Origin of the sequence: Devosia neptuniae (assembly GCF_025452235.1) — a bacterium.
GTDB lineage: Bacteria > Pseudomonadota > Alphaproteobacteria > Rhizobiales > Devosiaceae > Devosia.
Genome location: NZ_CP104965.1, coordinates 2,998,413 through 3,017,840, shown reverse-complemented (window position 1 = coordinate 3,017,840; position 19,428 = coordinate 2,998,413). Strand labels below are relative to the sequence as shown.

At 60.3% G+C, this 19,428-nt stretch carries 15 protein-coding genes and 1 other annotated feature; of the genes, 10 read left to right on the top strand and 5 right to left on the bottom strand.

From position 1 onward, the window contains the following. Positions 1-39 precede the first annotated feature (39 nt). Positions 40-1,152, top strand: coding sequence for a glycosyltransferase (locus tag N8A98_RS17605; RefSeq protein WP_262167251.1), 1,113 nt, complete (start codon positions 40-42; stop codon positions 1,150-1,152). Here N8A98_RS17605 and N8A98_RS17600 read toward each other — a convergent pair. Beyond that, a complete protein-coding gene (locus N8A98_RS17600; RefSeq protein WP_262167250.1) occupies positions 1,142-2,389 on the bottom strand; it encodes a glycosyltransferase family 4 protein in 1,248 nt (415 codons plus the stop codon). The two genes, N8A98_RS17605 and N8A98_RS17600, sit on opposite strands and share 11 nt — an antisense overlap. Positions 2,390-2,723: 334 nt before the next feature. On the opposite strand from N8A98_RS17600, the gene N8A98_RS17595 reads away from it, so the two are divergent. Then, positions 2,724-3,200 carry a hypothetical protein gene (locus N8A98_RS17595; RefSeq protein WP_262167248.1) on the top strand — a complete coding sequence of 159 codons (477 nt, stop codon included), beginning with the start codon at positions 2,724-2,726 and terminating at the stop codon, positions 3,198-3,200. Between the two features lie 16 nt (positions 3,201-3,216). Here N8A98_RS17595 and N8A98_RS17590 read toward each other — a convergent pair whose 3' ends face one another. Both N8A98_RS17590 and N8A98_RS17585 read right to left on the bottom strand, forming a co-directional pair. After that, positions 3,217-3,696 (bottom strand): hypothetical protein, encoded by a 480-nt coding sequence (locus tag N8A98_RS17590; RefSeq protein WP_262167246.1) that lies wholly within the window; start codon positions 3,694-3,696, stop codon positions 3,217-3,219. 138 nt (positions 3,697-3,834) lie between these two features. After that, positions 3,835-4,377 (bottom strand): transglutaminase-like cysteine peptidase, encoded by a 543-nt coding sequence (locus tag N8A98_RS17585; protein WP_262167244.1) that lies wholly within the window; start codon positions 4,375-4,377, stop codon positions 3,835-3,837. Positions 4,378-4,484: 107 nt separating this feature from the next. On the opposite strand from N8A98_RS17585, the gene N8A98_RS17580 reads away from it, so the two are divergent. From N8A98_RS17580 to N8A98_RS17565, 4 genes are all read left to right on the top strand, one after another. Next, on the top strand, positions 4,485-5,195 hold the full coding sequence (locus tag N8A98_RS17580; protein ID WP_262167242.1) for a hypothetical protein: 711 nt from the start codon (positions 4,485-4,487) through the stop codon (positions 5,193-5,195). Then, entirely contained in the window at positions 5,185-6,543 is a 1,359-nt protein-coding gene (locus tag N8A98_RS17575) for an O-antigen ligase family protein (protein WP_262167240.1), read from the top strand. The genes N8A98_RS17580 and N8A98_RS17575 overlap by 11 nt, the downstream gene beginning before the upstream one ends. Before the next feature lie 419 nt (positions 6,544-6,962). Next, entirely contained in the window at positions 6,963-9,140 is a 2,178-nt protein-coding gene (locus tag N8A98_RS17570) for a GumC family protein (protein WP_262167238.1), read from the top strand. A 145-nt stretch (positions 9,141-9,285) separates the two neighbouring features. Next, complete coding sequence (locus tag N8A98_RS17565) at positions 9,286-10,701, top strand: O-antigen ligase family protein (protein ID WP_262167236.1); 1,416 nt, start codon at positions 9,286-9,288, stop codon at positions 10,699-10,701. A 39-nt stretch (positions 10,702-10,740) separates the two neighbouring features. Here N8A98_RS17565 and N8A98_RS17560 read toward each other — a convergent pair whose 3' ends face one another. Further along, complete coding sequence (locus tag N8A98_RS17560; protein ID WP_262167234.1) at positions 10,741-11,706, bottom strand: glycosyltransferase family A protein; 966 nt, start codon at positions 11,704-11,706, stop codon at positions 10,741-10,743. A gap of 253 nt (positions 11,707-11,959) precedes the next feature. Continuing rightward, positions 11,960-12,015, bottom strand: a sequence feature (sul1 is cis-regulatory element that is thought to sense ions involved in sulfur or methionine metabolism; They are found in Alphaproteobacteria). A gap of 220 nt (positions 12,016-12,235) precedes the next feature. Between N8A98_RS17560 and N8A98_RS17555 the strand changes: the two genes are divergently transcribed. Genes N8A98_RS17555 through N8A98_RS17540 form a run of 4 tightly spaced genes read left to right on the top strand, consistent with a single transcriptional unit; the run spans position 12,236 to position 18,377 of the window. Further along, the gene (locus tag N8A98_RS17555; protein ID WP_262167232.1) at positions 12,236-14,185 is read left to right on the top strand and encodes a tetratricopeptide repeat protein; all 1,950 of its coding nucleotides are present in this window, start codon (positions 12,236-12,238) and stop codon (positions 14,183-14,185) included. A gap of 55 nt (positions 14,186-14,240) precedes the next feature. Beyond that, positions 14,241-14,645, top strand: coding sequence for a hypothetical protein (locus N8A98_RS17550; protein WP_262167230.1), 405 nt, complete (start codon positions 14,241-14,243; stop codon positions 14,643-14,645). Positions 14,646-14,687: 42 nt separating this feature from the next. Then, positions 14,688-16,814, top strand: coding sequence for a right-handed parallel beta-helix repeat-containing protein (locus N8A98_RS17545; protein WP_262167228.1), 2,127 nt, complete (start codon positions 14,688-14,690; stop codon positions 16,812-16,814). 36 nt (positions 16,815-16,850) lie between these two features. After that, the gene (locus N8A98_RS17540) at positions 16,851-18,377 is read left to right on the top strand and encodes an oligosaccharide flippase family protein (RefSeq protein WP_262167225.1); all 1,527 of its coding nucleotides are present in this window, start codon (positions 16,851-16,853) and stop codon (positions 18,375-18,377) included. On the opposite strand, the gene N8A98_RS17535 is transcribed toward N8A98_RS17540, so the two are convergent. Further along, entirely contained in the window at positions 18,374-19,417 is a 1,044-nt protein-coding gene (locus tag N8A98_RS17535; protein WP_262172053.1) for an NAD-dependent epimerase/dehydratase family protein, read from the bottom strand. The two genes, N8A98_RS17540 and N8A98_RS17535, sit on opposite strands and share 4 nt — an antisense overlap. Between the last annotated feature and the right edge of the window lie 11 nt (positions 19,418-19,428).

The following is a 19,428-nucleotide window of genomic DNA, read 5'->3' as shown; positions in this document are numbered from 1 at the left end:
GACCACCGGACGCATGACGTATTATTGTTTGAGAGCGCGATGAAGAAGGTTGTCTTTGTCATCAATTCGCTGACCGGGGGCGGTGCGGAGCGCATTATGACGCGCCTGCTCGGCAATTCCACCGCAGAAGCCCAAGGCGCCGAGTTGCACTTGATCCTGCTTGATGTAGAGCCCGCCGCCTATCCGGTGCCCCCCTCCATCATCGTCCACCAGCTCGACACCAAAGGCTCGCTGATCGGCGGATTGGTACCCCTCTGGCGCAAGATCAATACGCTGGCGCCTGATATTTGCGTGAGCTTTCTCACCCGCTCCAACCTGCTGTCCATCCTGATCTGCCGCCTCAAGGGCATCCGCTGCGTCATTAGCGAGCGCGTCAATACCACCAGCCATCACCCCCACAACGCAGCCGGCTACATGGCTCGCTTCCTCACCTATGTCGGCTATCGCCACGCCAATCGCGTGATCGCGGTGTCCTCCGGTATCGCCAAGGACCTTTCGGAGAATTACGCCGTACCCATCGCCAATATTTCGGCCATTCCAAACCCGATCGACGGTGAAATGATCCGCAGGAACGGTGATGTTCCGGTCGACCTGCCCTATGCCAGACCGCTCATCGTGGGCATGGGGCGCCTGGTGCCCAATAAGAATTTCGCCATGCTGATCGAGGCCTTCGGACTGTTTGGTGCCAGCGGCACCCTGCTCATCATGGGAGAAGGCCCCCTGCTCGCGGATTTGCAGAGGCAAGCGAACGAACTCGGCCTGGCCAAGCAGGTGATCTTCGCCGGCTTCCGCGAAAATCCCTTTAGCGTCATCAAATCAGCCGATTGCTACGTCCTGCCCTCAAATGGCGAGGGCTTCCCCAATGGTTTGGTCGAGGCCATGTGCCTGGGCACTCCAGTCATTTCCACCAATTGCCATTCCGGCCCCTCGGAAATCCTGGACGACCGCCCCTATTTCCCGGTCGAGAGCGCCACCGAGTGCAAATATGGCCTGTTGGTTCCAACCAATGATGCGGCAAGTCTGGCCGAAGCGATGAAGCTCGCCCTGCAACCCGGCCAGCAACGGGACCGCCGTACCCTCGCGCTGGAAGGCGCCCGACGCTACGCGCTCGATGCCACTATCAAGCAATACTGGCAGGCGATCAGGGGCTGAGAACGGCCATCCGCGCCTGCAACGCTGGCGCCGCTTCGCAATAAACATCCAGCGTCTGCTGCGCCACGATGGGCCAGCTATAGCTCGACATGACTTCAGACCAGTCATGTGCCGGAACATCCTGGTGGCCGTGGCCATCTAATGACTGCGCAATCTTGTCCGCAAGATCCTCCACCGATCCCACCTTGTGGTAGCAGTTCGCGGGAAGATCGAGGTCCATATTCGCAGCGATGTCGCTGAGCACCACCGGGCGGCCCAGGCTCATAGCCTCCAGCGCAGCGATCGGCATGCCCTCGTGGCTGGATGGCAGCGCGAACACCGCCGCATTGCCCAACAATTGCACCAGCGCGTCGCCCTTCTGGAAGCCGGTCATGACAACACCCGGCGTCGCGGCGGCCAGCGCCTTGAGCTCTTTGGAATAGGCACTGGCATGGTCCACGCCGCCCACCAGTACCAGCTTTAGGTCCGGCCGCTGCAGCCGGGCAAAAGCGTGGATCAGGTCGTCCTGCCGCTTTTCCGGCACCAGCCGCCCCACGTGAACGATATATCGGCCCGCCTCCAGCCCGAACTTGTCCAGCGCTTCCCGGCTGCGCGTTGCCTGAGGCAGGTTGACAGCATTGGGTATGTAATTGAATTGGCGGCCAAACCGATCACTCAGTGACCGCGCCAATCCGCGCGACACGCAGATGCGGCCATTCGCCATATGTCCCTGGCACCACTCGCCAAACCGCAGCACCGCCTTGGCCATGCCGCCCCATTTTTCCCGGTCATAATCGCTGCCATGGTGCGTACAGACTACCCGCAGGCCCATGGCGCGGGCCAGCGGCACCACCATACTGGGGCCAATGGCATGCACATGCAGCACTTTGGGGCGCACTAACCCCGCCCACAACGTCGCGAGCACGCTATGGACTGGCGCCTCAAGCGACACATTCCGCGGCGCCCACATGGCCCGCGTAAAACTGTTCCTGCCGAATTGCACCGAGCCTTCCGGCGCGTAGCGGTGCCGCACGACCGTGCAGGTGCGCAGACCCAGCGATTCAAATTCCTCCACGAGCGCGCCGACATGTCGCTCGACCCCGCCTTGCGCGCCATTGACTGACCGAAGCCCGATGAACATCACATCCACCGCGCCTAGTTCAAAGCGTTTCCAGCTTCCCACCGCCGCGCCGCGCTGCGTGGCGTCCCCGCCATGCCTCGCCTGCACCCACCGGAGTGGGGTCAAAAAAGGCGCCATTACCGTCTCCCTCAGTCAAGCAGTGTAAAAGCAAGTCTCTCGAAACTCGATCTGCTGGCGCCGCTGCACAGGTCGAACCTCCAACTAATACGCAAGGTACTCTCACATAGCAATTCACGAACGGACAATAAATCTCGGCAACATCGACATATCAGACACTCCAAAACTGTATATCGCGCATAAAATGAACCAAACATAACTTACGATAGATCTGCTACGGCTGCCTGTACTATCATTTTAAAACATAACAATATTTCACGAACAAATGGACAAACCAGTTATTTAAAACCTATGATGACGGCGATGATCAATAATCCAAATCATCTGGAGGCACATGTTGGCGAAGCCAATAACGCGACGCGGCGAAAATCAGCAGTCGCCGCACGATTTCCTGTCCAACCAGCCGCGCTCGACGCATCCCGTCCATCGCAACGCTGTTGGCTGGCGCCTGGAGGCAGTCCGGCAGGTTAGGCTGCTTATGGGCCAGGGCTATCGGCGCTTTGCCGCCCAACACGAGATCGCCAGCCAACTCGGCCGCACCATCGATGAGATGCAGGAATGGGAACGCGACCTGCTACGCTCGCCCGATTACGAGAACGATCTGTTGTGCAGCGAACTGGCGGGGGAGTTTCTCGAGCGGCTGGTGGGTGGTCACTATACCAACGTCCCCCAGTACAAATCCTTCGGATCATACAAGGGCGTCTACAATTTCGAGCGCGCTGCCAATATCGCCAAGGCCCGCCGCCAGAGCTCCATGACCGAAATCCGCACCGCGCTGAAGGCGTCGCCCCGCCCTTCACTGCTGAAGTAGCGGGTGCCGATCGTCCTCAGTTCTCGCTGGCCCGCGGACCGTCTGAATCTCCTCCGGAGAACAAGCTGTCATTGTTGGGCGTGGCAATCGCTGCCGTAACCACGAAGTCACACGCATTGACGGTCTGGTAGATCAACCGGATCTGGGCTTGCTGTGCATCGGTGCGCGCCGATTGGCCGGCCAGCCGTATAGCCACGGCCACTTCGCTCTCAACCCTGCAGAAGGGGGTGAACAGCAGATTCGTCAAATCGACGACCAGATCAGCGACCGATTGATCAAAGTCGATACCCGGAGCACGCTGCAAGACCGACAGATACTGCGCCGTTGCGCCAATACAGGCACCGTTTTGGCTGACCTGCTCGTCGCGCTCCATGCGCACCACGTCCTTGCAGACGCTGACGACCGCATCCCGAGTGGAAAACTCTTGCGCCATACTCCCCTGCATTCCGCCCGCGCTCAACAGCGCGACGCCTGCAGCCAACGCCAATACTCTCATCACATTTGTCCTACTACTAGCCGCAAGAATATTAAATTCCTCCGCGGGTAGTTAGTCAAACGAATAATACTTCGTTAAGTAAATACTATTGGTAAACAGCAGTGTTAAAGTGCTTGTACAAAGCAAAATTCACTCGGATTAGTCAAAGGTCCACCAATTAAGCAGCCCTCCGCGCGAACTGCTTTCGATGCGGTAACCGGTATCCGCCAGCAGCTTTACACTGGTGCTAAGATTGTCGAGTACGAATTCGCCTGCGCCAGTCTGCACGATCAGCACCACATGCCCCTCCCCTTGCCGCGTCTTGGTATAGCCGATGCGCAGCGCCCCGCTCGGTACGCCTTGCTCGACAAGCGCGGCCCGCTTGGCCAGGACATAATCCTCGCAGTCGCCTGAACTGCCCGTAGCCCCCCAGCGATCGAGGCTTCCATCCGAGCGCGGCGTGATGGCCCGGTTTACCCGCCGGTTGACGGTCTGCACCAGCTGCACCAGCCCCTGCGAGGCAGCAACCGTGCTCTGCCCTGTTGCCTGGCATTGCTCGCTATGTTGCAAGCAAAACAATTGCAGGCCCAATGGCGGTCGCGACCCTGCGGCCTGCACTGGCACCGAAACAACAAAACCAAGAACAAATGTCGCAAAGCACGCTGCGAGCATACTATTTCTGCGAATTTCTACATTTTTCATTTGTATTGACTCGGCAAGAATTCCGCATAACTCTCACCATCAACCAATTAATAATTCGATAAGGTTTGCCGGCGGCGGCTCGGTGAGTAAGGACTAGGGATCCGGCCATGCCCCGCACTCAACATCTGGATCAGGCTAACGCCACCAATCCCTGGATATTTGCCGCGACAGGCGTCGCCTTGATCATTGTCGGGCTTTGGGGCGCCACCCAGGAAGCACCGCCGTTTTTCGCTGACGGCTGGAGCGAACGCACCATTATCGCCGCCGTGCAGACCGACACTATCCGTCCGGCGCCCTCCATTCAGTCGCAACTGAGCTATCTGTTCAATTGCCAGGTTGCCCTAACGTCGCTGTCCGGCCGGGCACAACCCACGCAGGCGCGGCAACAGTCTGCGCAGAAATGCCGCGACGGCGCCGATCAGATTACCAATTCGGCGCCCACATTTTCGGCGGCCTGGCACACGGGTGCGCTTGCTGCTGCCGCCATGGAAGATTGGCCCGGTATGAACTGGCGCCTGCGCCAGTCCTATAATACCGGACGCAACGAGCAATGGCTGGCCGAGCGCCGCATCGATCTGGCGCAAGCCAACCTGGATCGGCTCGATCCGGATCTGCTGCCAAGCAATGACCGCGACCTGCTCTTGCTGCTGGTAGTTGATGGCGGCCGGCAATTTCTCGCACCCCGCTATCATGCCCTGGCAGATCTGCGGGCGCGCATCGATGGGCTACTGCCCAGTCTTGCGGCGGACGACCGCACCCGGTTCCAGAGCATTACGGCCCGGCTGGCCGTGGAACGGTCGCGCAGCAATGGCCGCTGATACCTGGTTAGACGACAACGCTGATGAGCAAGATCAGCCCGCCCAGCGCGGTTCGCTTTCAGGCTACGTATTGTGCTGGGGCCTGATGTTGTTTCTGGCCTGGGTGCCCGTGCCTATGGGCAGCAACCGGGCCATATTTTGGGCCATGAATACCGTTCTGGTTGGTGCGGCGGGCGCCGCGTATTTCGGCTGGCTGGGCCGCAGAGGCAGCGCGCCCCGGGTCAGTTTGGATCAGCTCGCGCCCCTGCCCGTCCTTTATGTGTTGCTCGTCTTTTATCTCATTATTCAGCTCATCCGTTTTCCGATTGCCGGGCTCGACCCCATCTCCATGGCGCCGGGCGCCACACTATGGATGCTGCTGCGACTGGTGACCTATGGCATGCTGTTCTTTCTCGTGCTGCAGGCAACGCGAAACCGCGAACGGTTCAACCTGTTTCTTACCGGCATGCTAACGATCGGCACACTGCACGCCGCCGGCGCTCTCGCTATGCTGCGTATGGGCGATACGCTGCTCGGCTACGAGAAATGGGCCTATCTGGGCTCGGCCACCGGCACTTTCGTCAATCGAAACTCCTTTGCTACCTTCATGGCCCTCAATTGCTGCCTGGGCGCCGCCCTGCTGATCCGGGCCCTGCTGGAAAAGCGCAACGAGGATTACCGCTACGATTATTATTGGCTGCGCCTGGCGCTTATAGGATCAGCCTTGATGATCGTCATGGCGGCGCTGGTCGCCAGCCAATCCCGCATGGGCGCGCTGGCCGCGGCCCTGGGCACACTCACCACCGTCTTTTTCGCCCTCTTGGCGACATCCCAGCGCAAGCGTACCTTCTTCGTTGCTGCCGGCGTAGTACTGGCGAGTTGCCTCGCCATCGGCTGGCTCTATGGCGAGCAATTGCTGAATCGGATGCTGGATGTAGAGGAGTCCTGGTCCATCCGGGCCGCCCTCTACCACCAGGTTTTGGAGCTGATCGCCCAGCGCCCTTGGACCGGCTTCGGTGGCGGCAGCTTTGAAATCGTCTTCCCCACCGTTCACGCGCCGCCCGTCGGGACGGACCGGCTATGGGACAAAGCACATAACAGTTATCTGACACTATGGTCTGAGCTGGGCGTGATCGCCGGGAGCCTCATTCCGCTGCTTTTGGCCGTCATCGGGTGGAAACTCTCTGCCGCCTTGCGCCGAAACCGGCGCCTCTGGCTACCCGCTGCAACCGGTCTTGGCTGCCTCATCGCCGTCGCCACGCACGCCTTGGTTGATTTCAGCATGGAGATTCAAGCAGTGGCTTTCTGGTTGGTGGCCATTCTGGCCGCGGCGAGCGCGCAATGCTTGCCACAGTCCGTCAGCACCTGAGACCACCTCGAACATACAAAGAACAAAACATGGCCTTAGTGAGACTTCCGGTATTTCCGAATAGCGCCATGGCCACGACTACGCAAAAAATTCAAAGAACAAACGAGAACCTTAAAGAAACAATTGTGGAAACTCGAAAGACTCAGGATGACTCAACACTCTATCTTCCTAGTTGCATGATTTTACTTAAGTACTTCAAATGATCTCATCGTTGAAGTTACAAATGAAGAAAAATTCAGTTGACCAAGAACCGACGACCCGCCGGTCATTGCCGATCGATTTAACCAGCACGTCGGATACTCGCTAAAAATGAAAAATCCGACATAGCCAATTGTCTTGGTTCAAGTGTAGAGTGAATTGTCATGCTCTATTGTGTGGCTCAATAACGCGTTCAGTACATTGAATATTTCTGGTGGTACATGCACGAGCAAGAATTCGGCCTTCGCAATATATTGGGCACCATTCGTCGGCAATTGGGTCTAATCCTTGCAATCCTGATACTGGTATTGGGAATCTCTGCGCTCCTGATCATCTCGCTCACGCCGATGTATCGCGCCACGACATTGATTCTTGTCGACCCATCCGAGAAGAATCTACTGAACCCCACCAATTCCAACTCGAGTTCGGCCTCGGACAATGCCCGGGTTGAGAGCGAAGTTTCCATCGCCCAATCCGAAAAAACCGTGGAACTCGTCCTCGACGCATTGCGGCTGACGGAGGACCCCTCTTTCCAGCCACAGCCGGGTCTTCGTGAACGTGCTGCCACTTTGCTGCGTATTGCCCCGCCGGAGACCTACACGCCCGAGGAGCTGCGCCAGGTCGCCATCGGCAAGTTGCAGGAATCCATTACTGTCGAACGCCAGGGGTTGACTTATCTGATTACTATCTCCGCCAACGCCAATTCTCCGGAAAAGTCGGCGCAGATCGCCAATACGATGGCCGAGAAATATATCCAGTCGCAACTGCAGTCCAAAATCAACGGCGTGCTCTCGGGCCGCAACGTCATGGAGCAGCGTGTCAACGAGACGCGAACTGGCCTGGTCGGCGCCGAGCGCTCGTTTAATGACTTCATCATTTCCAGCGCCCGCACCATCGCCGAGCAGTCCGGTCGCACCGATATCGACCAGATGCGGATCGAGCTGGAAAAGGTCGTTAGCGATCGCGAAACTGCATCCAGCGCACTGACCCTGGCTGAAACCGGCCTGTCGCAGAACAACTGGGCCCAGGTCGCCGATACCCTTAATACCCAGACGCTGCGGGATTTGCAGCAGCGCGAGCGCGAAATCAACGAGCAGCTGACGAGCGTCGTCGACGGCTCCGAACAGGCCGATGCCCTGCGCGCGGAATTGGTCGGCGTGCTCGACAATTTCCGTACCCAGGCCAATGCTCAGCTCGAACAATTGCGCCAGGAGATCGCCGCCAACCGCGCCGTCGAAACCGACCTGCAATTGCAGCTCCGCTCCAATATCCTCACCAGCAACCTGCCGCCCGAAGTCCTGGCGACCATGTATGAGCTGCAACAGAACGCCGAGATTGCGCGCACGCAATATCAGCAGATGCTCGTGCGCCTACGTGATATCGAGGCCCAGGCCTATCTTCAGCTTGCCGACAGCCGCATCGTCTCCGAGGCAACTCCGCCATCCAGCCCCGCCTTCCCCAATACGCGCTTCCTGTTCATGGTCGCCGGCATTCTCGGCCTGCTGCTGGGCCTCACGGCCGCTTTCCTGCGCGAGCAATTCATAGGCGGCATCATCAGCACCGACCAGCTTGAGGGCATTGTCGGCCCGACCCTGGTTACCAGCCTGCCCAGCCAGAAACGGCTGGGTCGCAACCAGGAGGGCAAGGCGGTCAAGAGCCTCACCGAGTTGATAGCTACCCAGCCCTATTCCCGGTTTGCCGAAGCGGTGCGCCGCCTCATGATCAGCACCGATCAGGCACTACGCCGGGTGCGCGGCGATGATCTGTCCGATGCAGCCTCGATCATCATGATCACTTCGGCTAACGCGGGCGAGGGCAAGACCACTGTGGCGGTGTCGCTGGCGCGGTCCTATGCGATTTCAGGCCAATCGACGATCCTGATCGATGCCGATCTGCGCCGTCCCGCCGTTCACAAGGAACTTGGCCTTGAACCCTCCGATGCGCTCGCCGATTATCTGGCATCGGCTGGTACGCCGGGAGACGACATTGCCCCGCTCATGCTCACCGACGGGCTGAGCAAGGCCAAGTTCATCATCGGCAGCAATATCCGCGGCGCCGCGGCAGGCCAGGTCGTGTCCGGCGAACGTTTCGCCAAGCTGCTCAACAATGCCTCGCGCCTGTTTGACGTGGTCATCGTCGATACCCCCCGGTCGGGGCGTTGGTGGATGCGCTTTATCTCGCCCAGCATGTCGACGTCATCGTCAATGTCGTTCGCTTTGGCACCACGTCCCAGAAGGAGGTACGCGCCACCCTGCGCGAACTGGTGGAAGCTAAGCAGGACAATGCCGAAGTCGTCGCCCTGCTCAATGCCGAACCGCAATCCCAGACGGAAACCCGCCGGCGCTTCGGCAGCTACTACGTCCAGGGCTAACAGTTGGGCAAGGGTGTCGAAATGGTGATTTTTGAGAGCCGGAGCGCAGCGTACTTTTGGCTATGCGAGCACCGCAAATGCAGAAAGTCGCCATCGGCAGGCCGCCGTTACCTCGCTGCCCACGCAACGTAACCAGCGAAAGGGCAAAAGCCATGTTGGAGGACTCCCCGGGGATGCCCCTGCCCCTTTTGGTGGTAGGAACGGGCATCTGGCTGGTACTGGTCTGGATCCTGCTGCCACGCTTGCGTGGCCCGGCCGCGCTGCTGTTTATGGTGCTCTCGGCCCGCTACCTGGTCACCTTCTACCATGACTATACCACCCGTCCGCTCTTTGGCGGACAGAGCCTGAATTCCTTCGTCACGCTGGGCATCACGGCGGCATGCCTGTTCTATTCCCGCCGCGACCTCATCCGCTATCGGGCCATCCTGCCGGTCTATGGGGTAATCGTCGCCCTCTTGGTCAGCGGCCTGCTGAACATGGATTTCACCGGTACTCTCAACGCACTGATCCGGCAGTTCCTATTCCTGGGCCTGATGATTCTGGTCGCCACCGCCATAGATGCCGAACCCAATGATGGCAGTGTCAGCCGTCTCATGCTGGCTGCGTTCGTGGTTCCCCTCTGCTACCAGCTGATGTCGGTGGTGTTCCGCCTCGGCAAAGCCTCCGAAAGCGACGGCTCGATCAGCTATATGGGCGGCTATGTCCATGAGGGCGTATTCTCGATCCTGCTGCTGACAGCCCTCACCATCATCGCCTTGTCGGGCGGGCTCACCTGGAAGCGCCGCACCGTCTACATGGCGGTCATCTTCGTGGCTCTGTTCCTTGCCAATTACCGCACTTCGGTGATCGCGGCGGCGCCGATACTGCTCATGCACATTGTCTTTGGCAGCGCCAACACGGCCCGGGCGGGTCTCGCCAATTATGTGCGGGCCGGCGCGTTTATGCTCGCGGTCATCTTTGGCGCGCTGATGGCCGTCCTGCTGTCCCAGCGCATGGCAGATCTGGGTACCCTGCTCACCTCTGGCGGGGGCCTCATCAAACCACCGTCCGAGTTCGGCACCGAGGATCGCGGCCTGCTATCGGGCCGCATCCTGATCTGGAGCGATTATATCTACACCACGCTCCGCTCGGACGTATCGCACCTGATTTTCGGCTTCGGCCCGGATTCCTGGCAGCAGGTCTTCTCGATCTATGCCCACAACGTCTATATCTCGTACATCTACGAGATCGGCTTTGTCGGCACCGTGCTTTTTCTCTATATGCTCGGCCATTTCCTGTGGCTGGCCTTTTCGGCCCGCCCGGACAAACGCTGGTACCTGGTGGGTGCACATCTCTGTTATGGCGTATTGTGCCTGGGCACCATGCCCACATTTTCCATTGAAGGCGTGCTGTTCTACGCCGTCATCTGCGGCTACACGCTTTACTATTACCTGGCCGAACGCGTGCAGTCCAAGCACGTCATGCCGCGCAACAATGTCCGGCCTTTCCGCCTCGCCCGTGCCCGCTCTCTGCGTCGCCCGCGTGGTCTGCCCGACGGCACGCGCCCGGTTGCACCCACCAATACGCGCAAACGCACGCCCGTACGCTAACATCGAGAATTGACAGAAGCGCAACTGATTGAAAGGGCGCTAGCGTCCGCGCAGCAACGCCCGTGACTTATGCACGCCGCGCGCCACCGCCGAACCGACGCGGTTGGACAAGGCCCGCAGCATGAAGAACCGGAACGGATCGGTATCGCCATCGAAGTCTGCCCAGCTATGGGGTTTGAGTCCCTCGGTTCTGGCACTGACCATGGCGTAGTTGAAGATTTCCCGGTTCTTCAATTGCCGCAGCAATCCAGCAATGCGCGGCGGTTCGCCGGCCATGATCTGGTCCACGGTCTGCACGATGCAAGGCACGGTGTTCGCATAGCCCTTCTTGGTCGTCATGTTGACCGCATCGCGGTAGTAATTAGCCGTAATGGCACCCGTATAAACTGCCTGCCCCAGATGGGCGACGCGCAACCAGGTGTCCTTGTCCCCGCCACGCCGGCAGCGCCCTTCGGGAAACAGCCCGGCTTCCAGCAACGCCACCCGCCGGCAGGCCGTGGCCGAGGTCCAGATCGGGGAAGCGTTCAGCGCTACCCAATGCTGCAGCAGTGCGCGAAAATCCATCTCCACGGCGCGGCCGGCAAAATGGCGGGTAAAGGGATCGATCTCGTGCCGGTCGCCCGGATAGATGTCCTCATAACCGGAAAAGAGCGTCACCACCCGGTCCGGCTCCTTTGCCTTCCCCAGCGCGGCGGCCAAGGCCGCCAGGTGATCGACGCGCCATTCGTCATCCGCATCAAGAAACGCGATCCAGTCGCCATGCGCCATGTCAATGGCTCGGTTGCGCGCAGCATACCCGCCGGGCCCCGGCGCACCGCGCTGCTCGTGCCGGATCAGGCCATTGGACTGCGCCTTGACCCATTCATAACCGCCGTCGCTCGAGCCATCATCGACCACGATGATCTCGACCGGCGCAAGAGTTTGCCCCAATACGGAAGACAGCGCTCGCTCGATATGCGGGCCCTTGTTGTAAAGCGGCACGACAACTGAAAAAGTAGCGACCACCTGTTTCACCCGTAACCAAATTGAGCCAAGTATCGCGTGAAATCCTCGCCAGAGGAAGCGTCGGCGCGGCAATACGCGGTCAGAACGTCTCACCCAGCGCCCCCAGCCTGGTCTACGACGAGCGTTGATGCCAAACACATTGCCACCCCGAGCCGCGTGGTTTCTCCGGGCCAGGCAGCTTGGCTGCAGCGTGTACAGATTCATGATGTTGTTGATTATCGTGGCCGGAGCAGCAAGCAGGCTGGTGTCGGTGGATTGTTCGGCGGATCGGCGGCCGAAATAGCCACCCGGATTTTCACCGGGTCCGTGCGATTGATATCAGCTTGAACCATTGAGCAAAAAAATCAAGCATCCAAATTCGAGAAAATCAACCATCAAGTTCACTTCAGTTCCGGCATTAATACTCAAAAGACAATTTCATCAAGGAAACACAACTTGTGTGTTGACTAATCATACGCCACCATAAATTCTTAAGAAGATAAACGGTTCAAGTTGCGTAGATTTATGCCTCTGAAATAGGAATACTTGCATGAGTTCTGCAGCAAAAATCGCTTTCGTTACAGTGCTTTGCCTGTTTGTTGGTCCAGAATGGAGCATTGCGCAGGAAACAACGCCCCAAACCAGGGGCGAAATACCGGCTGTGACCTCGTTCGATGCCTTGCTGCAATCTGCCACGCAGGATCTTGAGGCCAGCGCCGCGGACTCCGGGGCCATGGCCAATATGGCGTTGGCCCGGGTAGCCTTTTCCTCCACTGATCCTGCTATTCAGGTCACGGGCATCCCCTTAGCCGAGAAGGCCGCCGAGCTCGGCGCTGTCGAGGCCAATCTGCTGCTCGGCGATATCTATCGCCGCGGCGGCTATGGCGCCGCCCCCGATCTGGTTCGCGCCAAGGCCTATCTCGAGGCTGCCTTCAAGGATGGTTCCCTCCAGGCGGCAGTTGCCTTGGGCACGCTTTATTTCGACAGCGACTTCACTCCCGAAGGTCGCAAGCGCGGCCTCGAACTGCTGACCGCCGCTGCAAATGAAGGCAGTGTCGAAGCGGCCAACGCACTGGCCAACGTTTATCTCCAGGGCAAGGGCGTACCCATCGACACCAGCAAGGCTCTGCACTATTTCGGCGTTGGCCTCGTCTCCAACAGCAATAATTCGATCGTTGCCTTGGGCGATGTACTGCGCGGTGGCGCCGCCAATCTGCAACCCAATCCCCAAGTCGCCATGGAATTTTTCGAGCGCGCCTCCAAGCAAGGCGATCTCGGCGCTGGCCGCCGCATTGCCGACATGCATCTGCGCGGCGAGGCCGTGACGCAAAGTGTCCCCCAAGCCATCGCCATGCTGACTGATCTGGCCCAAAAAGGCGATGCCAATTCCTATATAGCCTTGGGCGATATCTTCACGCGCGGAGAGTTCGTCGCCACCGACGGCGCCCGCGCGATCGAATATTTCAAAAGCGCCCAGGCCTTGGGCAACACCACCGGCATGATCCGGCTGGCCGAGCTTTACATCAATGGCCTGCCGGGTACGCCCGTCGATATCGGCCAGGCCATGGACCTATATGCCAGTGCCGCCGAGTTGGGCAACACATCAGCCAAACGCGCTCTGGGCCGGGCTTTCCTCACAGGGCAATTCGGCACCACCGACCCACGACGCGCTATAGCCCTGCTCGAAGACGCGGCCCGTCTGGGCGATGGCCAGGCGGCCAAGGACTTGGCCGTACTCTACGCCACCAACGACCCCTTCCCCGCCAATTATGACGAAGTCAAAACCTATCTCGATCTGGCGCTGGCTGTCGGCAATACCGGTGCGGCCCTCGAGGTCGCCTCTGCCATTGCCACCGGCCCGCTGGCCCGCACCCATCGCGAAGATGCGCGCCTCTTGCTAAACGGAGCAATGGATGGCGGCGTGCCCGGCGCGGCCGCCACACTGGCGCGCCTGCAGCTTGATGGCGCCTTCCCTGCCGAAGGCGTTGGCGGCGTTATCAGCATGCTCAACAATGCCGCCAAGAGCGGCGATAACGACTCCGCCCGCTTCCTGATCGGCCTTTACCGCGACGGTTATGGCTTGCTGCTGCCGCCCGATCCGGCTGCCGCCAACGACTTCCTCAATTCGGTCGCGGCCAGCATCGGCCCCGAAGCGACCACCGTCGAGCGCATCCATCTCGAGGCTCTCAAAAACGAAGATGTCGACACTCTGGCCAGCGTCAGCGAGCAGATCTCCACCCTGTCAAAAGCCAGCGCCATCCAGGTGCTCGATATCCTGCGCCGGAAGAATGCGCGGGCCTATGTCTATGTCCTGCAACAAGGCCTTTCGAGCCGTGGTCAATATAGCGGCCCGCTTTCTGGCACACTCGACGCCACCACGATCCGGGCATTCAACGCCGTCTGTTCCGCGCTGAATGCCGAACGTGCCTGTGCCCCAGGTCCCCTAACGCGCGGCGCGTTGCTGACCTTGGGTAATTACGTCCTGCAACCCGCGACCTGACATTGGGGCGGTCCCGTTCCCATGCCAGCATGTCTGCAACAAGGAGGGTTCGACTATGACACGCATTTCGCCGCGTCACGCCGCCACAATCGCCCTTGGCCTCAGCCTTTTGGCCGCCCCTGCCGCCATGGCGCAAGCATCTACCTGCGCTAGTCCCGGCACTTATGCGTTCAGCAATATTACGCTGGGTAGCAAGGATTTCCTGCCCAGCATGTCCAAACAATTCGCTGCAGCCGGCCTCATGGCCCAGCGCGGCAATTGCACCGTCGAAGTCATCTGCCCGCGCGCCGATGACACCCAGCCAGGCCGTGACGCGGCCGCGCTCACCTGCAGGGCGGCCCGAGACATTGTCGTGCGTGGTGGCAGTGCCGCCAGTTTCAGCTTCGACGACGTCAAGAATACGCGCCCCAGCCCCGGCAAGGACATGAACGCCGGCAGCATCTATATCACCCTCAAATAAGCTCAGCCTGCGTGCCTGGGACGAAGACTTGGAGCTATCGCTATGAATTTGACGCGCCGGCATTTTTTGGCTGCCGCCACCGGCCTTGTCGCCAGCCAGGCCGCAGGCCGCGTATTGGCCGCCAGCAACGTTGCCTATGTCACACCGAACGGCCAAGGCAACGGCACCTCATGGGAAGACGCGGCCAGTATCACCAACCTGCCCGCGCTGATTAAAATGGTCGGCGCTGGCGGGCTCATCGCCCTGCTCGCCGATGGACAATACAAGGTCGACAAACCCATTGAGATTTTCGGGGATAGCGGCGGCGAAGTCACCATTTTCGGCTCCAGCAGAAATCTTGGCCCACGCACCGCCCGCATTGTCGGCACCCGCCGCGGCTGGACCTCCGGGAAGGTCAACGCCTCCCAGTTTGGCGGCAATACCCTGTTCGAACTCGGCCAGAATGGCTCCAATCTGCGGCTGGCTAATCTGGACATCCGCAATGTTGGCCGCGTACTCGATATGAGCGATCGCCGCGCTCGCAACATTACAATCGAAAACGTCGCCTTCACCAATATTCGCGACGGCATCTACACCAATGGCGGCTCGTCAATCAGCAATGTGACCATCCGCAATTTCAGCGGCCGCGGCTTTTCCAAAAAAGCCATTCGCTTCCACGGCCGCTGCTCGAATTGGTCCATCGAAAACTGCGAACTCGATAGCGGCCAGCAATATGGCGACAGCTTCGCCGTCGGCATCGAATGCCATGACAGCGCCAATGGCCTGCGGGTCGTCGGCGGCTTCACCGCCAATTGCATGGAACAACACAATGACGGCGACAAATACTGGAATGGTGACGGCATCGCCAGCGAACGTGGCAATTCCAACATCCTGATCCAGAACCACCGCTCCTACGGCAATTCCGATGGTGGCTATGATCTGAAATCTGAAGGCACCAAACTGGTCAATTGCGTCTCCCAAGACAATAAGCGCAATTACCGCATCTGGGGCGGTACCGGCCGCCGGCCCGTAGAATTGCAGGGGTGCTCCAGCATAGCTCCACGCAATCGTGGCGGCGTTGGCGACACTCACCACATGTGGTTGCGCGGCGCCGAGGGCAGTGAACGCTGGGCCGCCAGCGTCCTGTGGACTAATGGCGTGCTTGCCGGCGGCAGCAACGACATCGCCATCTATGCCGAAGGCGCCAACGTCGCCGTCCACCTGGTCGATACCGACACGTCCCGCCTGTCAAAATCCACCAAGCTGTTCTCCGCCACCGCGGAAAGCTCCAAAATCGTCGTTGGCTCCGCTGCCGATACCGGTGTCGATCAGGTATTGACCGAAAGCCCGATCCTCGCCATTGCCGGCACCCATCTGACCATTCCCCTCAAGGCCGATGGCGACGTCACCTGGCGCGTTGCCGAGAAAGACGGCAGCCTGCTCCCTGAGCTCGACGGCCAAACCGTCAGCCTCGACGTGCCCGATGGCAGTCGGGGCGGCCAGTTGATCCTGCAGGCCCGCGATAGCCGCGGCATTGCCATCGAAAAAGAGCTGACGGTCGAGGCCAAGGAAAACCCCGTCGGGGCTGGCGCAGTCCTTGCCCTGGCCTTCGCACCGGGCGCACAAATCGACGCCGTCACCGATGCCGTCGGCCTCAATCAGCCTGTCCTCACCGGCACGGCCGATTTCCAGGATGGCGGCCTGCGCTTTTCCGGCAAGGACACCTATCTCGAAATCCCGAGCTCCGCCAATTTCACCCTCGATGGCCCTTTCTACATCCATTTGCGCTTCAGCCTCGATGCCGACAACGGCACGGACGAGCTCAATGTCCTGAGCAAATGGCAATCCTCGTCCAACCAGCGCGCCTTCCTGTTCCGCCTGGATCAGGAGCGCAAGCTGAGCTTTGTCTGGTCGACCAACGGCCGCTCGCAGGACGAGAACGTCATAGCCGGCCCCCAACTCGCCTTTGAGCGCGTCTATGACGTGGTCGTCAGCAAATCCGCCGATGGTTATATCGAGCTGATCGTCGATGGCGTCACCGCCGGCCGCTCGCCCAGTCCCGTCGAAGCCCTCAATGCCAGCCCCGCCCCGTTGCGTGTATCCGGCCGCGCCGGCGGAGACGCCGCAGGGAAAGGCACGCTCTATGCGCTCGATGTCTATCGTGGCCACAGCTATCAGCCGCCCGCTTGAAAGCGGGCGACCTAACCTTGCAATGATCGGGATCGCATGAGCTCGCATCGCCGTTTCGTAACGAGCGTCGCCTGGTCCATGCTGGGCAATGCCGCCAACAATCTGGTCGGCTTTGCCGTCTTTGCAGTGATCGTGCGGCTGGTCGAGCCATCGGCAATTGGGGTGTTGGCCTTTGCCGTGGTCTTCGTCGACATGGGCAAGATTTTCGTCTCTGCCGGCGTGCCCGACCTAATCGTGCGCCAGAAAGAGTGGAGCGACGGCTACGCCAACATGTGTTTCTGGCTGAACATGCTCGTGGGCGCGCTATCGGCCCTGGTCGTCGTGTTCATTGTTGGTCCCCTCGCCGACATCAATTTCGCTCCCGGCACCACGCCGATCCTGGCCGTTCTCGCCACTTGCTTCCTCATCGACGCCGCCCGCGTCGTGCCGGAATCCCGCCTGCGCCGGGACTTCAACTATCGCGCCCTGGCCCGGCGCGGCCTCATCGCCAATATCCTCTCGGGCGTGCTTGGCATCGGCATGGCCCTCACCGGCTGGGGCATCTGGGCGCTGGTCGCGCAGCGTGTGTCCAGTTCCCTGCTCACCACAATCCTCACCCTGGCCGCCGCCGGATGGGCCCCGCACTTCAAAGTTTCGTTCACAGGCGCCGGAAGCGCCACCGCCCACGGCATGGGCCTGGCTGGCGCGTCACTGCTGAAGCTCCTCACCACCCGCCTCCCCGATCTGATGCTCGGCCTGTTCCTCGGCCCCGTCCCCGTCGCGCTCTACCGCGTCGGCGCCCGCGGCTTCGAGGCCCTGTTCCAGTTGGCCGTCAACCCGATCAGCTCGGTGTCCCTCAGCAGCTTCGCGCAAAAGGAACATGAGGGCATTCTGGGGCAAGCCTATCTCAGCACGCTCCGGGTGCTCGGCATCCTCATCTTCCCGGTCTTCCTCGGCGCCGCAGCATTGGCCGGGCATTTCGTGATCCTGATCTTTGGCCCCAATTGGGACGATTCCGCCGTGGTCATGGGCATTCTGTGCGCCGCCGCCCCCGCCGCAATGGTCTCGACCTTGCTCCACGCCGCTCTGTCCGCCGCCCGCAATACCAAGCTGATCTTTTCGCTCTATGTCGTCTCGGCGGCCTCGACCGTGCTCGTCCTGCTCGTGACTATCCCCCTCCACGGCCTCGTCTGGTCGGCGGCCGCCCTGGCAATCCGCAGCTATCTGGGTACCGTCTTCAGCACCATCCTCGCGGCCAAAACCATCGGCATCACCGCCACAAAGGCGCTCCGGGCCGCCTTCCCGTCCCTGCTCTCAAGCTGGATCATGCTCGGCGCCCTGCTGGCCCTGTCAACGCTCCTGCAAAACCAGCACATGCTGGTGCAGATCCCGCTGCTCATTGCCGCCGGCATCGCCATCTACGCATTCATGATGGGCATAATCTTCCGCCGCTCAACCCTGGCAGCCCTCTCCGGCGCAGCGGAAATCTTCCCCCAATTCGCCAAGCTGCAACTCCCCGCCGCCTGGACCAAATTGCTGGACCGCGCCCATCTGCGCGGCCACAAAGCCGGCCTCGGCAGCTAGTTGGTCCAGCGCAATCCATCGGTCAGTTGTTTGTTCGCAATATGCCGCTCCAAGACTTTGAGCCGGATCAACTGCGAACTGCGGAAATCGGCATCCGAAAAGTCGAGCCCACGCAATCCGCTCACCAGCTGCTCGATCGATTGCGCCAGCGTCACCTGCGGCTGATGCTTGGGCGCCAGCCCGGCAAACTTGTCGAAATTGACCCGATAGGAGCGGCTATCCGCCGGCGCGTCGGTATTGATGCTGACTTCAGTGCCCGGCACGGCCTTAGCCACCGCATTGGCCAGGTCCCGCACCTGATAATTGCGGTCATTCGAGCCGGTATTGCACACCAGATATTGCCCGCCATTATCGGCGCTGCGGTGGATCGCCCAATCCATGGCCCGCGCCATGTCCTGCACGTCGATCAGCGGCCGCCACGGCGTGCCGTCGCTCAATACTGTAATCTTGCCCTGGCTCAGCGCACAGGCCACGAAATCGTTCAGCACCAGGTCAAGCCGCAACCGGTCCGACATGCCGCACGCCGTCGAAAACCGCAGGCTGGTCACCACCATATCGGTATCGAGCGCACTCAGCGCTTCCTCGGTTCCGATCTTGGATTTGGCATAGGCCGTCACCGGATTGAGCGCATCGGTCTCCTTGCGCGGCCCGCCTTCGGCAACGCCATAGACGCTGCAGCTGGAGGCAAAGACGAAGTTCTTCACCCCCGCCTTGCTGGCCATCTCGGCCACCGCCGTCGTCGCCCCCTGGTTGATCTCGGCAGTCACCGCCGCATAGCGGTCCCCCATCGGGTCGTTGGACACCGCGGCCAGCTCCACTACCGCATCATAGCCCTCAAGCTGCGCCGGCTTTATGCTGCGCACATCGCCAAAGAATTGGCTGTCCAGATGGCGCTCTGGCAGGCCGGAACGCGAGGTCAGGCTATGGGCGAAATAAGCATTGTCGAACCCATCGATAATATAGTCGGGGTATTTCGCGCGTAATGTCCGGGCGACGACCGGGCCGATGTAACCCATATTGCCGACAATCAAGATCTTCATCATATCACCAT

What these genes read in the sequence shown, in the direction of transcription:
- N8A98_RS17545 (WP_262167228.1), top strand. Translation starts at nt 14,688, where the DNA reads ATGAATTTGACGCGCCGGCATTTTTTGGCTGCCGCCACCGGCCTTGTC.
- N8A98_RS17535 (WP_262172053.1), bottom strand. Translation starts at nt 19,417, where the DNA reads ATGAAGATCTTGATTGTCGGCAATATGGGTTACATCGGCCCGGTCGTC.
- N8A98_RS17555 (WP_262167232.1), top strand. Translation starts at nt 12,236, where the DNA reads ATGAGTTCTGCAGCAAAAATCGCTTTCGTTACAGTGCTTTGCCTGTTT.
- N8A98_RS17565 (WP_262167236.1), top strand. Translation starts at nt 9,286, where the DNA reads ATGCCCCTGCCCCTTTTGGTGGTAGGAACGGGCATCTGGCTGGTACTG.
- N8A98_RS17595 (WP_262167248.1), top strand. Translation starts at nt 2,724, where the DNA reads ATGTTGGCGAAGCCAATAACGCGACGCGGCGAAAATCAGCAGTCGCCG.
- N8A98_RS17585 (WP_262167244.1), bottom strand. Translation starts at nt 4,377, where the DNA reads ATGAAAAATGTAGAAATTCGCAGAAATAGTATGCTCGCAGCGTGCTTT.
- N8A98_RS17570 (WP_262167238.1), top strand. Translation starts at nt 6,963, where the DNA reads ATGCACGAGCAAGAATTCGGCCTTCGCAATATATTGGGCACCATTCGT.
- N8A98_RS17540 (WP_262167225.1), top strand. Translation starts at nt 16,851, where the DNA reads ATGAGCTCGCATCGCCGTTTCGTAACGAGCGTCGCCTGGTCCATGCTG.
- N8A98_RS17590 (WP_262167246.1), bottom strand. Translation starts at nt 3,696, where the DNA reads ATGAGAGTATTGGCGTTGGCTGCAGGCGTCGCGCTGTTGAGCGCGGGC.
- N8A98_RS17575 (WP_262167240.1), top strand. Translation starts at nt 5,185, where the DNA reads ATGGCCGCTGATACCTGGTTAGACGACAACGCTGATGAGCAAGATCAG.
- N8A98_RS17605 (WP_262167251.1), top strand. Translation starts at nt 40, where the DNA reads ATGAAGAAGGTTGTCTTTGTCATCAATTCGCTGACCGGGGGCGGTGCG.
- N8A98_RS17550 (WP_262167230.1), top strand. Translation starts at nt 14,241, where the DNA reads ATGACACGCATTTCGCCGCGTCACGCCGCCACAATCGCCCTTGGCCTC.
- N8A98_RS17600 (WP_262167250.1), bottom strand. Translation starts at nt 2,389, where the DNA reads ATGGCGCCTTTTTTGACCCCACTCCGGTGGGTGCAGGCGAGGCATGGC.
- N8A98_RS17580 (WP_262167242.1), top strand. Translation starts at nt 4,485, where the DNA reads ATGCCCCGCACTCAACATCTGGATCAGGCTAACGCCACCAATCCCTGG.